The sequence below is a fragment of the Pseudomarimonas salicorniae genome (genome assembly GCF_023156535.1).
GTDB classification, from domain to species: Bacteria; Pseudomonadota; Gammaproteobacteria; order Xanthomonadales; family Xanthomonadaceae; genus Pseudomarimonas; species Pseudomarimonas salicorniae.
The window spans coordinates 484,441-498,798 of sequence record NZ_JALNMH010000001.1 but is presented as its reverse complement, the minus strand read 5'-3'; the positions used below and the strand labels follow the sequence as shown (position 1 = coordinate 498,798).

10 protein-coding genes are annotated in these 14,358 nt (G+C 67.0%); 5 read left to right on the top strand and 5 right to left on the bottom strand.

Features of this window, described 5'->3' with window-relative positions; all coding sequences use genetic code 11:
- Positions 1–40: 40 nt before the first annotated feature.
- The 5 genes from M0G41_RS02095 to rpmH form a co-directional block, all read right to left on the bottom strand.
- Positions 41–1,777 (bottom strand): right-handed parallel beta-helix repeat-containing protein, encoded by a 1,737-nt coding sequence (locus tag M0G41_RS02095; protein ID WP_248204638.1) that lies wholly within the window; start codon positions 1,775–1,777, stop codon positions 41–43.
- A 93-nt stretch (positions 1,778–1,870) separates the two neighbouring features.
- Positions 1,871–3,214, bottom strand: a complete 1,344-nt coding sequence (gene mnmE, locus M0G41_RS02090; protein ID WP_248204636.1) for a tRNA uridine-5-carboxymethylaminomethyl(34) synthesis GTPase MnmE — start codon at positions 3,212–3,214, stop codon at positions 1,871–1,873.
- Between the two features lie 25 nt (positions 3,215–3,239).
- Positions 3,240–4,898 carry a membrane protein insertase YidC gene (yidC, locus tag M0G41_RS02085; RefSeq protein ID WP_248204634.1) on the bottom strand — a complete coding sequence of 553 codons (1,659 nt, stop codon included), beginning with the start codon at positions 4,896–4,898 and terminating at the stop codon, positions 3,240–3,242.
- Positions 4,899–5,001: 103 nt separating this feature from the next.
- On the bottom strand, positions 5,002–5,391 hold the full coding sequence (gene rnpA / locus M0G41_RS02080; RefSeq protein WP_248204632.1) for a ribonuclease P protein component: 390 nt from the start codon (positions 5,389–5,391) through the stop codon (positions 5,002–5,004).
- 43 nt (positions 5,392–5,434) lie between these two features.
- Positions 5,435–5,569: a 50S ribosomal protein L34 gene (rpmH, locus tag M0G41_RS02075; protein WP_248204631.1), complete on the bottom strand. Its 135-nt coding sequence runs from the start codon at positions 5,567–5,569 to the stop codon at positions 5,435–5,437.
- Positions 5,570–5,727: 158 nt separating this feature from the next.
- Between rpmH and dnaA the strand changes: the two genes are divergently transcribed.
- The 5 genes from dnaA to M0G41_RS02050 all read left to right on the top strand — a co-directional run bounded on the left by dnaA (position 5,728) and on the right by M0G41_RS02050 (position 14,356).
- Entirely contained in the window at positions 5,728–7,068 is a 1,341-nt protein-coding gene (gene dnaA / locus M0G41_RS02070) for a chromosomal replication initiator protein DnaA (RefSeq protein WP_248204630.1), read from the top strand.
- Between the two features lie 223 nt (positions 7,069–7,291).
- Positions 7,292–8,392 (top strand): DNA polymerase III subunit beta, encoded by a 1,101-nt coding sequence (dnaN, locus tag M0G41_RS02065; RefSeq protein WP_248204628.1) that lies wholly within the window; start codon positions 7,292–7,294, stop codon positions 8,390–8,392.
- A 16-nt stretch (positions 8,393–8,408) separates the two neighbouring features.
- On the top strand, positions 8,409–9,497 hold the full coding sequence (gene recF, locus M0G41_RS02060) for a DNA replication/repair protein RecF (RefSeq protein ID WP_248204626.1): 1,089 nt from the start codon (positions 8,409–8,411) through the stop codon (positions 9,495–9,497).
- Positions 9,498–9,551: 54 nt separating this feature from the next.
- Positions 9,552–11,987 (top strand): DNA topoisomerase (ATP-hydrolyzing) subunit B, encoded by a 2,436-nt coding sequence (gene gyrB / locus M0G41_RS02055; protein WP_248204624.1) that lies wholly within the window; start codon positions 9,552–9,554, stop codon positions 11,985–11,987.
- Between the two features lie 836 nt (positions 11,988–12,823).
- Complete coding sequence (locus M0G41_RS02050) at positions 12,824–14,356, top strand: UUP1 family membrane protein (protein WP_248204622.1); 1,533 nt, start codon at positions 12,824–12,826, stop codon at positions 14,354–14,356.
- Positions 14,357–14,358 lie beyond the last annotated feature (2 nt).

The window sequence follows — 14,358 nt, the reverse complement described above, 5'->3', positions numbered from 1 at the left end:
GCGATGCGGCGGCGGTCGAACCAAGCCTGGCCTGCGATGATCAGGGTACCGACAGGCAGGGCGTCTCCTCGAACCCGTCGCAGTAGATCCGCCCCGGAGGCACCGCCGCCGCGCGCTCGAACGCTCCGAGGTCCGGCCCCGTCCCGTTGAAGTCGTCGTTGATGTTCGGGATCACCACTCCCTGATCCACTGCGCGCGCATCGTCCGCGAGGGTCAGCGTCACCGGCGCGTACTGCACCAGCGGATTCTGCGGAAACGCCACGGCCGACTCGAAAATGGCCATGTCGACCTGCTGGCCGTTTGCTTCGCTGGTATTGCTGCGCAGGCTCGCCAGCGAGGTAAAGCTGTTGCCGCCAAGACGTCCGCGGAAATCCGAGCGCGTGGTGCCGTAGCCGTTGTAGTCGAAGGACGAGGTCGAGGTCTGCAGGTCGACGATATCGACCACGCGACCGCTGCCGCTGGAGAAGCCGGCATAGGTGCCGGGCTCGCCGCCGAGGAACAGGTTGTTGCGGGCGTAGGCCCTCCGAATCGTGAACTCCCCCGAACCCGGGTAGCTGTTGAAGCCATCTCCAGTCTTGACGATGGTGTTGTGCAGGAGGACGTCGCCGACACTGCCCCGGTACAGCTTGAAGGGCACGTGGACCACGTTGTAGGCCACGTTTCGGATGAAATACGTCGGCCCGCCCAGCGATGGTTGCGATGAGAACGCGATGAAGCTGTTGGTGAGGCGGTTTCCGATGATCCTGCAGTTGTGGAAACAGGAGTCGGCCTCGATGCCGTCGTCGGCCGACTCGCTGATTAGGTTGTCGAGCACGTCGATGCTGTACTGGTCGTCGGCCTCACTGTCCTCGAGGAAGGAGATGCCATCTCGGAAGCCGCGTACCGTGTTGCCGATAATGACGTGGCCCGGACCATTGACCGCGATGCCTTCCCCACGGTTGTTGCCGGATACCCCGAATGAGGACTGCGCCCAGGTGGTGGTGCCAATCACCGTGTTGTTCGCGATGTAGGCGCGGGCGCAGCGGGTGAAGCAGACGATGCCGTCACCGTTGAACTGGCTCGGCGAGGCATTGATCATGCTGTCGATGATGCTGATGTCGTCCGACCCGTTGAAGCGGATCCGACCGTTGACGGTGAGGGTCTGCAGGATCACGTGGCGGCGGGAGAACAGTCCCAGCTCGCCGCTGATGACGGCGCCGGGCAGGCCGCGCAGCGTGAGCGGGTTGCCCGCGCTGCCATCGCGGCTAAGGGTGAACCCGGCGTAGCTGCCGGCCGCCAGCTGGACGATGTCTCCGGGCTGGGACTGGTTCAGCACGCTGTTCAGGGTGGCCGGTGTGGCATTGCGCAGCGTACCGGTGCCCGGCTGCGGCACGGGACGGGTGCTCGCCGAAACGATCTGTTGTGAGTTGCCACCATCCGGATCGGTGAGCGTCAGCTCGACCTGGTAGGTGGTGCCCGGCTGCAGTCCGAAGAGGCTGCCGGCATGGCGGTTGGTCCAGCTGTTGCCGGTGCTGGCGTTGCTGCCCGCCGGTACCCGGCGCAGGGGCATGCCGACCCGCCAGGGCGTGGTGCCCCGCTGCCGGAAGCGCACCGCTACGACGCCGTCATTGTCGCTGTCGCCACTGATCGGCCATTCGATGCTGAGGTGATGCAGGGTCGGCTCGGGCAGTCGCGCGGTGCCGGCGGTGGTCGCCGTCTGTGCCAGCGCCGAGCCAGCATGGGTCAGGGCGAGGCTGGCAAGCACCGCGGCCGCCGCCAGAGTGGAACGGTGTGTCATGTGCACTCCCGTCTCGAGGGCTGCGTGCCCGTTGGCGCCCGCGCAACACAGCGCGGGGCCGATAGCGTAGCAAGACAAGCTGAACGCTAAGAACTATTTGCCGATGCAGAATTCCGAGAAGATCCGCCCCAGCAGGGCGTCGGCGTCGAACGCGCCGGTGATCTCGCCCAGGCGCTGCTGGGCCTGGCGCAGTTCCTCGGCCATCAGTTCCCCGGCCCCGGCGAGACTGGGATCAGCGGCGGCCTCCAGGTGAGCCAGCGCGGCGGCGAGGGCCTCGACATGGCGTTCCCGCGCGCTGAAGGCGCCTCCTTCGGTGCTGGCCCCGGCCAGCTCGCGAAGCAGCCGATGCAGCGTGTCGAGTCCCTGCCCGCTGCGTGCGCAGAGGCCGACATGAAGTTCGCCGTCGGCGGCGTCCCGGCGGCCTGCCGGCCCGCCGCTGAGGTCGATCTTGTTGTGGATCCAGATGCGCCGGGCGGCGCCGGCCGACTCTTCGCGGAGCAGGGCTTCGGCCGCGCCGTCGCCATCCGGAAGCACCAGCAGCAGCAGGTCAGCCTGGGCGCGCTGCTGGCGGGCGCGTCGCATGCCCTCGCGCTCGATGGCGTCCTCGCTGTCCTCGCGCAGTCCGGCGGTATCGACGAGCCCGATCTCCACGCCGTCGATGCGCAGACGCTCGTGCAGCAGGTCCCGGGTGGTGCCGGCCTGCTCGGTGACGATAGCGCGCTCGTCGCCGAGCAGGGCATTAAGCAGGGAGCTCTTGCCGGCATTCGGCGGGCCCAGGATCACCGCATGCAGGCCTCGCGTGATCCGCGCCCCGCGGCGGGTCTCACCGAGCAGCGCGCGCGCCTGGTCGGTGACCGCGGCCAGTCTCTCTCCGATCACCGGGTCGGCGAGGAAATCGATCTCCTCCTCCGGGAAGTCGATGGCTGCCTCGACGTGGATGCGCAGGCGGGTGACCGCCTCGACCAGGTCGTCGACGCGACGGGAGAATGCGCCCTGCAGCGAGCGCAGGGCGGCGCGGGCCTGAAGCTCGGAGCCGGCGGTGATCAGGTCGGCCACCGCCTCGGCCTGGGCAAGGTCGAGCTTGTTGTTAAGGAAGGCACGTTCGCTGAACTCGCCCGGGCGCGCGTGACGCGCGCCGAGCCCGACCAGGTGATGGACCAGCGTGTTCAGGACCACCGGACTGCCGTGGACCTGCAGTTCCATCACGTCCTCGCCGGTGAACGAGTGCGGCGCCGGGAAGAACAGGAGCAGGCCCTGGTCGATGGGTTCGCCGGCGTCATCGCGAAGGGTCAGATAATGCGCGTGTCGCGGCCGCGGCGGGCGCCCGAGCAGGCGCGCGGCCAGGCCCGGCACGGCGGGCCCGGAGACCCGGACGATGCCGACGCCGGCCGGCGCGGCGCCGCTGGCAACGGCGGCGATGGTGTCGCCGCGACTCACCGGCCGCGCCTTCGCCGTCGGCCGGTCAGGCCTTCTTCGGTTCGCCGTGGCGCCTGGTGATGACCCATTGCTGCAGCAGGCCGAGGGCGCCGTTGACGGTCCAGTAGAGGACCAGTCCCGCCGGGAAGAAGGCAAACAGCACGCCGAACACCAGCGGCATCGCCTGCATCATCTTCTTCTGTAGCGGATCCATGCCCGGCGTCGGCGACAGCTTCTGGGTCAGCCACATCGACAGCAGGTTGAGGATCGGCAGGATGAAGTAGGGATCCGGCGCAGTGAGGTTCTGGATCCAGCCTATCCACGGCGCGTGGCGCAGCTCAACCGATTCCAGCAGCACCCAGTAGAGGGAGATGAAGACCGGGATCTGCACCAGGATGGGCAGGCAGCCGCCCATCGGGTTGATCTTCTCCTTCTTGTACAGCTCCATCATCGCCATGTTGAACTTCTGGCGGTCGTCGCCGTAGCGCTCCTTCAGTGCCTCGATGCGCGGCTGGACCTGGCGCATGCGGGCAAAGCTCTTGTACTGGGTCTCGCTGAGCTTGAAGAACAGGAGCTTGATCAGCACCACCAGCAGGATGATCGCCCAGCCCCAGTTTCCGGTCAGGGCATGGAACAGGGACAGCAGCCAGAACAGCGGCTCGGCGATGATGGTGAAGATGCCGTAGTCCACGGCCAGCTCGAGCCCGGGGGCGAGGTCGGCCAGCTGCTCCTGCAGCTTCGGACCCACATAGAGGCGCGAGGCGACGGTCTGCTCGGCGCCTGCAGCAAGTTCCAGGGGCGGCGACACGCTGCGGATCAGGTAGCGGCCGTTGACCACGCCGGTCGACAGCTGGGTGCTGAGCTCGCCCGCCGGTATCCAGGCTGCGAAGAAGTAGTGCTGCAGCATGGCGACCCAGCCCTGGCGGGCGGTCTCGTTGAGTGGCTCGCGCGGATCGAAGTCGTCGAAAGCGATCTTGTTGAACTTCTCGCTGTCGCTGTACCAGGCCGCGCCGACGAAGCTGTAGGCCTCGGGGTTGGTGAAGCTGCTCTTCGGCGCCGGCGGCGGCACGCGGAGCAGCTGGTGGTAGCGGCTGCCCTTCCAGGCTGCGCCCTGGTTCAGCAGGCGGTCGTCGACGGCGACCGTGTAGCTGCCGCGCTCAAGACGGATGGTCCGCTCCAGCATCAGGCCGCTGGCGCCCTGCCAGGTGAAACGTGCCTCGACGGTCTGCTCGCCGTCGGCCAGGCGATAGCTGTCCTGGTCGGCGCTGAACAAGGACTGGTGGGTGGGCGCCTCGCCCTGGCTGCTGACCCAGCCCGACTGGGCGGTGAAGTACTGGTCGTCCGGATCGAGCAGTCGGACCGGCTCCGCGCCCGGCTCGGCGGTCTTGCCGTAGGCGAGCAGGTCGGCCTGGACGATCGAGGCACCGCGGGTATCCACCTCGAGGCGCAGGACGTCGGTCTGGATGACGACGCGTCGCGCCTCGACCTCGGCCGGCTCACTGGCTGCGGCGGGCGCGCCGTCGGCCGGCGCTTCGGGGATGGCCCCGGCTGGCGGCAGGGCGCCGTCGTCCTGCTGGTCGGGAACGGCCGGACTGGTGCTGGTCTGCGGCGCCGGCGGCGCAGCGTAGTCGCGCTGCCAGGCCTCCCAGATCAGGAAGCCAACCAGGATCCAGGCGAACAGCAGGAAGGTGCGGACTTGATTCATGGTCTTGATTCGATGGGAAAGCCCCGCCTGCCGTCGCTGCGGCATCGGGACTTGTCAGGTCGAAGGAGCAGCCGCGAATGTGACGTCGGCAGCGCCGGGGCGGCTAGGAAGCGGCCGGCATTGTGCCCTGCGGGGCGGGTGGCGGCAACGCGCGCGCGCGCTCGAGCAGCTGCTCGACGTCCTGGCGCAGGACTTCGGACGGAGCGCGGCCTGCCTCGGGTTTCGGCACGAAAACCAGATCCACCGCAGGCAGCTGGGCTCGGGTTCGACGAAATGCCTCGCGCAACAGGCGCTTGATGCGGTTGCGGCCGACGGCGCGTCGGTCCACGCGGCGTGACACGGCCAGGCCGATGCGTGCTCCGTCGGACTCGTTGTGCCGCCACTGGAGCAAAAAATAACGGCCCGGCAGTCGCTGCCGGGCCGCGAAGCATCGGTTGAAGTCAGCACCGCTGCGAACCCGCGCCGTGGGCGGGAGCCGCTGCAATCCGGTCACTGCTTCAGCCTGCCGGCGCGCGCGGAGCGGCCGGCAGGCTCCATCACGGGGTCAGGCGCTTGCGGCCCTTGGCGCGACGGGCGTTGATGATCTTGCGGCCGTCGGCGGTCGCCATGCGGGCGCGGAAACCGTGGGTACGGGCGCGCTTGAGGTTGCTGGGCTGGAAAGTGCGCTTCATGGCTGCACCTGTCGGTTTTAGAGTGGAAAAGAGCGGGGATGTTACAAGGCGGGGAGGTTCATGGCAAGCCCTCGCGCCTTGGCAGCTCGCCCGTGCGCCGCGTAGACTGCAAGGTTCGCAGCGCGCGGCGCTGCCCCGTCAACGGAACCGCTTCCCCCATGCAATCCTGCTGGCCGCAAGTCCTCGCGCGGCTCGAAAGCGAATTCACCGCCCAGGAGCTGCAGACCTGGGTCCGCCCGCTGCAGGCCGAGGAGTCCGAGGGGGCGCTGCAGCTGCTGGCGCCCAACCCTTTTGTGGTCGACAGCGTCCGCGAGCGCTTCCTGCCGCGCATCGCCGAGCTGGCCCGGCATTTCGCCGGCCAGCCCGAGCTGGTGGTTCGCGTGGAGGTGGGCAACTCGGCGCGCGCAGCGCGGGTCGAGGCGCCGGCCAGCCGGCCGGGCCCGGCACCGGCGTCCCCCCAGCGCAGCGAGCCCGAGTACCCCTCGGCGCTGGACCCGAGCTACCAGTTCGAGAATTTCGTCGAAGGCAAGTCGAACCAGCTGGGCCGCGCCGCGGCGATGCAGGTCGCCGCCAACCCGGGCAAGGCCTACAACCCGCTGCTGCTCTACGGCGGCACCGGGCTGGGCAAGACGCACCTGATGCACGCCGCCGGCAACGCCATCCGCGCAGCCAACCCCGGCCTTCGCGTGCTCTACCTGCGCTCCGAGCAGTTCACCAATGAAATGGTCAAGGCGCTACAGCAGCGGAGCATGGAAAGCTTCAAGCAGCGTTTTCGTCAGATCGATGCCCTGCTGATTGACGACATCCAGTTCTTCGCCGGCAAGAACACGACGCAGGAGGAGTTCTTCCATACGTTCAACGCGCTGTTCGACGGCAAGCAGCAGATCATTCTCACCTGCGACCGCTATCCCAAGGAGGTCGAGAACCTCGAGCCGCGGCTGAAGTCGCGCCTCGGTTGGGGACTGTCGGTGGCGATCGAGCCGCCGGACTTCGAGACCCGCGCGGCGATCCTGCTGTCCAAGGCGCACAGCCGCGGCATCGCCCTGCCGGACAGCGTCGCCATGCTGATCGCCAAGCGGATGCGCTCGAACGTGCGCGACCTCGAGGGCGCCCTGAACACGCTGGCGGCACGCGCCAACTTCATGGCCCGCCCCATCACCGAGGACTTCGCCCAGGAAACCCTGCGCGACCTTCTGCATGCCCAGCAGCAGGCGATCTCGATCAGCAACATCGTCAAGGTCGTCGCCGACTACCACCAGCTGCGCGTGGCCGACCTGCTCGGCAAGCGGCGCACCCAATCGCTGGCCCGGGCGCGGCAGATGGCCATGGCCCTGGCCAGGGAGCTGACCGAGCACAGCCTGCCCGAGATCGGCAACGAGTTCGGCGGGCGCGACCACACCACCGTCCTGCATGCGTGCAAGGTGGTCCGCGGCCTGCTCGAGACCGATGGCAAGATCCGCGAGGACTGGGACAAGCTGATCCGCAAGTTGACCGAATAAGCGTGGGCGGAGCTGTGGACAAGCTGGAGATGCCCGTTCCGGCGATAATCTGTCCACAGCCGGTGCACAGGACCGGGCGGCCGGATTCACAGCGTGTCTGGTACTGAAAATGCTCTATGATTCATCGACTTGCATGAGTTGTCCGCAGCAAGGGGCGGCTCCTACCAACGCTACTTGTCTTTTTTATTCACATATTTAAGAAGCAATCATCGAGGGAGCCAGCATGCGATTCACTCTCCAGCGGGAAGCCCTGCTCAAGCCCTTGCAGCAGGTGGTGAATGTCGTCGAACGCCGACAGACCATGCCGGTGCTCGCCAATCTTCTGGTCGTGGTCGAGCAGGACCGCATGTTGCTGACCGGTAGCGATCTGGAGGTCGAGCTGGTGGCCCAGGCCTCGCTCGAGGGTGCGCAGCCTGGAGAGGTGACGATCCCGGCGCGAAAGTGGTTCGATATCGTCCGCGCCCTGCCCGACGGCAGTCAGGTCACCGTGTCGATGGCCTCGGAGAAGGTCACGGTGTCTGCGGGACGCAGTCGGTTCACCCTGGCTACCCTGCCCGCCGGGGATTTCCCGTCCTCGGACGAGCTCGAGGTCGTCGAACGCGTCCGGCTGCCGGAGTCGGTGCTGAAGGAGCTGATCGAGCGGACCGCCTTCGCCATGGCGCAGCAGGACGTCCGCTTCTATTTGAATGGCCTGCTTTTCGATCTGGCCGAGACGCGTTTCCGCTGCGTGGCCACCGATGGCCACCGTCTGGCTGTGTGCGAGGCCAACGTGCCGACCGGAGGGAGCTCGCGCAAGCAGCTGATTGTGCCGCGCAAGGGCATCCTCGAGCTGCAGCGATTGCTGGAGGGCAGCGACACCGAGATCGAGCTCGAACTCGGGCGCTCGCATCTGCGCGTCCGGCGCAGCGATGTCGTGTTCACGACGAAGCTGATCGACGGGCGCTTCCCGGACTACGAGGCCGTCATCCCGATCGGTGCGGACAAACTGGTGACCGTGGAGCGCGAGGTGCTGCGCGCGGCGCTTCAGCGGGCGGCGATCCTGTCAAACGAGAAGTTCCGCGGGGTCAAGATCGAGGTCACGCCTGACCAGCTGCGGGTGGTGGCCCACAATCCGGAGCAGGAAGAGGCGGTCGAGGAGATTGAAGCCGAGACCAGCGTCGACGGAATTTCGGTCGGTTTCAACGTTACCTACCTGTTGGAGGCGATCTCCGCCCTGCGCGGGGAGAAGGTCCTGGTCCAGCTTCGTGACGCGAATTCCTCGGCGCTGGTGCGCGAGGTCGACTCCGAGGCCTGCCGCCACGTTGTGATGCCGCTGCGGCTCTAGTCGCGCGGGAGGCCTCATGCGCTTGCGGCGTCTGCGCATCGAGCGCCTGCGGCTGATCGACTCTGCCGAGCTTGATTTCGGGCCCGGCCTGCACTGGCTGGTCGGGCCCAACGGCAGCGGCAAGAGCAGCGCACTGGAGGCCGTTTCACTTTTGGCCAGTGGGCGTAGTTTCCGCGGGGGTTCTCCGGATGGCTGCATCCAGCGGGGTGCGGAGTCTCTGACCGTCTTTGCCGAGGTCGAGCGTCCCGGGAGCGGGCCGGGTCGGGTCGGGTTGACCCGGGTGCTGCGGGGTGGCTTCGAGGCCCGAGTCGATGGGCAACGGGCCGACGTTCTGTCCGAGCTGTTCCAGGCCTTTCCCGCGGTGGTGTTTCCCGCGGATACCGGTGAGCTGATCAGCGGGCCCGGTGAGCTGCGTCGCCGATTTCTTGATTGGGGTCTGTTCCACGTGGAACAGGACTTCTATCCGGCCTGGCGCCGCTATGCTCGCGCGCTCCGCCAGCGGAACCTCCTATTGCGGCAACGGGGCAGCGCTTCGGTGGAACAGGCCTGGCTGGAGGAGCTGGCGCGCGAGGGCGAGCTGATCCATGGCTATCGAGAGCGCTATCTGTCCTCACTGGATGCCCGCCTGAGCGAGGTCGCGAGCTGGCTCCTCCCCGGGCTGGGCCGGCCGCGGCTTCGACACCGACCCGGCTGGCCTGCGGATCGGGGGTCTTTCCATGAGGCGTTGCTCAGGCAGCAGGACACCGACCGACGGATGGGTTTTACGGGTATCGGCCCTCATCGGGCTGGCTGGTCGCTGGGCTTCGAGTCGCTTCCCCAGCGTGAGCTGTTCTCGCGCGGTCAGGCCAAGCTGGCCTCGCTGCTGATGCTGTTGGTCCAGGTGGCTGACTTCAGCGCTCAACGCGGCGAACCGCCCGTGCTCGGTCTGGATGATGCGCTGGCCGAACTGGACCCCGATAACCAGGCGCGGCTGGTCCACTACCTTCGCCAGCACCAGGTGCAGGCCCTGCTGGCCACGGCGGACCACAGCGTGCTGGAGCGTCACGTTGACGAGGCCAGCGACGTGTTCCACGTGGAACAGGGTCGCCTGCACAGGCAGCTATAATCGCCCTCCCCTTCACCCAGCCCCGAGACCTTGGGGACCCTGGAAGAGCGTCCAATGACTGAAGAACAGCAGCCGTCCAATGCCTATGACTCCAGCAAGATCACCGTGCTGCGGGGCCTTGAGGCGGTGCGCAAGCGTCCCGGCATGTACATCGGCGACGTCCACGACGGTACCGGCCTGCACCACATGGTGTTCGAGGTGGTCGATAACGCCATCGACGAGGCGCTGGCCGGGCACTGTGATCAGATCGTGGTCACCATCCATTCGGACGGCGCGGTCAGCGTGTCGGACAACGGTCGCGGCATCCCGGTAGACATCCACAAGGAAGAGGGCCGCTCCGCCGCCGAAGTCATCATGACCGTGCTGCATGCTGGCGGTAAGTTCGACGACAACAGCTACAAGGTCTCCGGTGGCTTGCACGGCGTCGGCGTCTCCGTGGTCAATGCCCTGTCCGAGAAGCTGCGCCTGGACATCTGGCGCGAGGGCTATCACCACGAACAGGAATACAGCCTGGGTGAGCCGGATTACCCGCTGCGCCGGACCACGCCCTCCAGCAAGCGCGGCACCCTGGTCTGGTTCAAGCCTGCGGTCGAGATCTTCAGCGATGTCGAATTCCACTACGACATCCTGGCCAAGCGCCTGCGCGAGCTGAGCTTCCTCAACTCGGGCGTACGCATCGACCTGGTCGACGAGCGCGGCGAGGGCAAGCACGACCGCTTTGCCTACGAAGGGGGTATCCGCAGCTTCGTCGAGCATCTGGCCCAGCTCAAGACCCCGCTGCACCCCTCGGTGATCGCCCTGCAGGGCCACGAGACCAATGGCATCGCGGTGGACGTCGCCCTGCAATGGACCGACGCCTACCAGGAGACCATGTTCTGCTTCACCAACAACATCCCGCAGAAGGACGGCGGTACCCACCTCGCTGGCTTCCGCGCCGCCCTGACCCGCACGATCGGCGCCTATATCGAGCAGTCCGGGCTGCTCAAGCAGGCCAAGGTGCAGATGGCCGGTGACGACATGCGCGAAGGCCTGATCGCGGTGCTGTCGGTGAAGGTGCCCGACCCGAGCTTCTCCTCCCAGACCAAGGACAAGCTGGTCAGCTCCGAGGTGAAGCCGGTGGTCGAATCCATCGTCGGCGCCAAGCTGGAGGAGTTCCTGCAGGAGCACCCGAACGAGGCCCGTGCGATTGCCGGCAAGGTGGTCGATGCCGCCCGCGCCCGTGAAGCCGCGCGCAAGGCCCGCGAGATGACCCGCCGCAAGGGCGCCCTCGACATCGCCGGCCTGCCCGGCAAGCTGGCCGACTGCCAGGAGAAGGACCCCGCCCTGTCCGAGCTTTTCATCGTCGAGGGTGACTCCGCCGGTGGCTCGGCCAAGCAGGGCCGAAACCGCAAGACCCAGGCGATCCTGCCGCTGAAGGGCAAGATCCTCAATGTCGAGCGTGCGCGTTTCGACCGGATGCTGAGCTCGGCCGAGGTCGGCACCCTGATCACCGCGCTGGGCTGCGGCATCGGCAAGGACGAGTACAACCCGGACAAGCTGCGCTACCACCGCATCATCATCATGACCGACGCCGACGTCGACGGCTCGCACATCCGCACCCTGCTGCTGACCTTCTTCTACCGGCAGATGCCGGAGCTGATCGAGCGCGGCCACGTCTACATCGGCCTGCCCCCGCTGTACAAGATCAAACAGGGCAAGAACGAGCAGTACATCAAGGACGACCAGACGCTCAGCGCCTACCTGATCAGCCACGCCGTGGAAGGAGCGACCCTGCAGTACGCACCGGAAGCGCCGCCGGTGACCGGCGTGGCCCTGGAGAAGCTGCTCGCCCAGTACGCCTCCGCCCAGGACGCCATCCGCCGCGTCGCCACCCGTTTCGATCCGCGCGTTCTCGAGGCCATGCTGGAGTTGCCGCCGCTCTCCGGCGATATCTGGGACGATCAGGCCCGGCTCGACAGCTGGGGCCAACGCCTCTCCGCCGAACTGGCCGGCGCCGGCCTCGGCCGACCGGTCTACACGGTCAACCTGCAGGCGCGGGCCAACGAGGAACCGGGCCTGCTCAGCATCGAGCGCCGCCATCACGGTCTGAGCGCCACCCAGAGCATCGCCAGCACCCAGTTCGCCAGCGCCGAACTGCGCCCCTTGGTCGAGGCCGCCAGCGCACTGGCCGACCTGATCCAGGACGGCGCAAGAATCGAGCGCGGCGGCCGCGGCCAGGCCATCACCCGTTTCGAGGAAGCCCATCGCTGGCTGATGGACGAAGCCAAGCGCGGCCGCACCATCCAGCGCTTCAAGGGCTTGGGCGAAATGAACCCCGAGCAGCTCTGGGAAACCACGGTCAACCCCGAGACCCGCCGCCTGCTCAAGGTGCGTATCGAGGACGCGGTCGCCGCCGACCAGATCTTCTCGACGTTGATGGGGGATGTGGTCGAACCGCGTCGCGACTTCATCGAGGAGAATGCGTTGCGGGTGTCCAACCTCGACGTCTGACCCCGGCGCGCGGCAGCGCGGTTCGAGTCGCTGCGGGCTCGGCCCTCGGCTCCTACCTAGGGCGCTCGGGGGTGCGCGGATCTTCCAGGCAACTCCGGGAGGGGCGAAATGGGCGCAAAGAAGACCTTCCACAACACCCGAATGTAGGAGCCAGCTTGCTGGCGATCGTCCCATCCGTGGCGCCTATCGCCAGCAAGCTGGCTCCTACAGCGGGACCGGGGCGAATGCGAACTTCGCGCCCAAAGCCCTTGGGCGCGACCGCGAAGTTCCGCTCTGGCCGCGGTCTGTGGTGAATCCGTAGCGCTGCGGTCGCGCCCGAGGGCACTCCCACAATTTGACTGCGGCAAGGCCTGCTTTGCAGCGCAAACCGGACCTGGCAGCGACGTTGCGTGTAGGAGCCAGCTTGCTGGCGATCGTTCCATCCGGGGCGCCTATCGCCAGTAAGCTGGCTCCTACAGCGGGGCCGGGGCGAATGCGAACTTCGCGCCCGAACCTGCCGTTCAACTTCGAAGCCGATCAAGTTGAACCGACGAGTTCGAGGCTCTCCCAACAATGCTCTTTAGATCCTCAAAGAGCTTGCCTCTCCACCCTGCCCGACGAGGAGTTCGCTTCCACCGAGCGAGCGTTCATCGAGCGCAGCCGCGCAGCCCGCTTCCCCACCGGCGGTTCCCGCGGCGGCGGTCGCTTCCGGAACACAGCCCGGCAGCGGCTCACGCAAGCGGGAAAAACCCCGTCCTCAAAGCGCCCCCGGCGCGCGGCTATACTGGGCCCCCGGCCGGCGCGCTGAAGCGCCGCCGGCAACGCGGTGGGGAGCCGCGAGGCCCTAATAAGAACCTATGAAGAAGACCCATCTCTATCTGCTCGCCTTCCTGATTGGCACGATCGGTCTGGCGGCCGTGGTCTACAAGTGGAAGGTACTGAACTTTCCCCTGCAGCCGGTCGCCGAGGTCGAGGTGTGGACCGTCCAGGCGCGGGTCGAGTATCCGCCGCGCCGCCTGCCGAACACGGTGACCCTGCAGATCCCTTACAAGCCGCCGGGCTTCGCGCTGCTGGACGAACGCTTCGTCGCCAACAACTACTCCAAGCTGGAGGAGCAGCGCGGCAACAATCGGGAAGTGCAGTGGGCGATCCGTCGCGCCCGTGGCACCCAGGTGCTGTACTACCGCGCCACCGTCGTCCGGAATACGGAGAATCCGGCTCTGGGCGGCAAGCCACGGATCGGTGATCCGCCGGTGCTCGAGGAGCCCTACGCCAGCGCCGCGCAGACCGTACTCGACCAGGTCCGCGACCGTTCCGCGGATATCAGTACCTTCGCCAAGGAACTGGTGCGCCGCTTCAACGTCGACTCGCCCAGCGAGGAAGTCGCCCTTCTGCTGGAAGACCGAGGGACACCCGAACTGCGGGCCCAGCTGCTCGCCGAACTGCTGGCCTCGCGCAAGATCCCGGCAAGGGTGATCCACGGCTTCGAACTCGGAGACATGAATACCGAGGTCGACATGCAGCCCTGGCTGCAGGTCCACAACGGCAACGACTGGATCACCATCAACCTGCAGAACGCCTCGGACGGCTGGCCGGAGAACCTGTTCCTGTGGTCCTCGAGCCGCTCACCCCTGCTCGTGGTCGACGAGAATCCGCGGGCCAACGTCACCTGGAGCGTCAGCCGCAATCTCGCTGACGCCATGGCCATTGCCGAGCGCAGGCTGGAAGTGCAGAACGAGAACCTCGTCCGCTACTCCCTGCTCTCGCTGCCGCTGCAGACCCAGCAGGTCTACCAGGTACTGCTGCTTGTGCCGATCGGCGCCTTCATCATGCTGATCCTGCGCAACCTGATCGGCATCAAGACCTACGGCACCTTCATGCCGGTGCTGGTCGCGCTCGCGTTCCGCGACACCGGCGTGATTGCCGGCATCCTTCTGTTCGTCTCGGTGGTCGGTTCCGGTCTGCTGGTCAGGTTCTACCTGGAGCGTCTGCGCCTGCTGCTGGTGCCGCGCCTGACCGCGGTGCTGATCGTGACCGTCCTGCTGATGGCCCTGGTCTCGGTGATCTCGAACCGCCTGGACATCGAGGTCGGCCTGTCGATCGCGCTGTTCCCGATGGTGATCATGGCGATGACCATCGAACGCATGTCGGTGACCTGGGAAGAGCGCGGCGGCGGCGCCGCGATCAAGGAAGCCTTCGGCACCATGCTGGTCGCCGCACTGGCCGCCCTGGTGATGACCTGGGACCTCCTCGAGCACCTGATCTTCGTCTTCCCCGAATTGCTCCTGGTCCTGCTCGCCTTCACCCTGGTGCTGGGACGCTACTCGGGCTACCGCCTGACCGAGCTGTTCCGGTTCCGTGCGCTGGCGCGCGAAGTGGGCCCGGGCTGAGG